Source organism: Brevibacillus reuszeri (genome assembly GCF_002897295.1).
Taxonomy (GTDB): Bacteria; Bacillota; Bacilli; order Brevibacillales; family Brevibacillaceae; genus Brevibacillus; species Brevibacillus reuszeri_A.
This window is the reverse complement of the sequence record NZ_BEXF01000100.1, coordinates 1-1,117: the sequence shown is the minus strand read 5'-3', so window position 1 is coordinate 1,117 and position 1,117 is coordinate 1. Positions and strand designations below refer to the sequence as shown.

Genomic DNA, 1,117 nt, shown 5'->3' with positions numbered 1-1,117 from the left:
CTTAGCAAGAGTTATCCCGCGCACCTTAGGATTCTCTCCTCGCCTACCTGTGTCGGTTTGCGGTACGGGCACCTTGTTCCTCGCTAGACGCTTTTCTTGGCAGTGTGAAATCAGGGACTTCGGTACTAAAATTTCCCTCGCCATCACAGCTTGTGCTTGACGGTGTGCGGATTTGCCTACACACCACACTTGCTGCTTGGACGGCCATCCAGTAGGCCGCTCACCCTATCCTCCTGCGTCACGCCACTCCTCAAACGGAACAGAGGTGGTACAGGAATATCAACCTGTTGTCCATCGCCTACGCCTTTCGGCCTCAGCTTAGGTCCCGACTAACCCTGGGAGGACGAGCCTTCCCCAGGAAACCTTAGGCTTTCGGTGGACAAGATTCTCACTTGTCTTTTCGCTACTTACACCGGCATTCTCACTTCCAAGCGCTCCACCGCTCTTTCCAGTACGGCTTCACTGCTGCTTGGAACGCTCCCCTACCCAGTCCGTAAGGACTGCCATAGCTTCGGTGATACGTTTAGCCCCGTTACATTTTCCGCGCAGAGTCACTCGACCAGTGAGCTATTACGCACTCTTTAAATGGTGGCTGCTTCTAAGCCAACATCCTGGTTGTCTGGGCAACTCCACATCGTTTCCCACTTAACGTATACTTGGGGACCTTAGCTGATGGTCTGGGCTGTTTCCCTTTCGACAATGGATCTTAGCACTCATTGTCTGACTCCCGGACATAAGTCATTGGCATTCGGAGTTTGACTGAGTTCGGTAACCCGATGAGGGCCCCTAGCCCAATCAGTGCTCTACCTCCAAGACTCTAAATTCCGAGGCTAGCCCTAAAGCTATTTCGGGGAGAACCAGCTATCTCCGAGTTCGATTGGAATTTCACCGCTAGCCACACCTCATCCCCGCACTTTTCAACGTGCGTGGGTTCGGGCCTCCAGTAGGTGTTACCCTACCTTCACCCTGGACATGGCTAGATCACACGGTTTCGGGTCTACGACAACGTACTTGCGCCCTATTCAGACTCGCTTTCGCTGCGGCTCCGTCTCTTCAACTTAACCTCGCACGCTATCGTAACTCGCCGGTTCATTCTACAAAAGGCACGCCGTCACCC

The 1,117-nt window shown here is 53.5% G+C and carries 1 rRNA gene; it reads right to left on the bottom strand.

Features of this window, described 5'->3' with window-relative positions:
* Positions 1–1,117, bottom strand: a 23S ribosomal RNA gene (locus C3B52_RS35575); the annotation flags it as partial.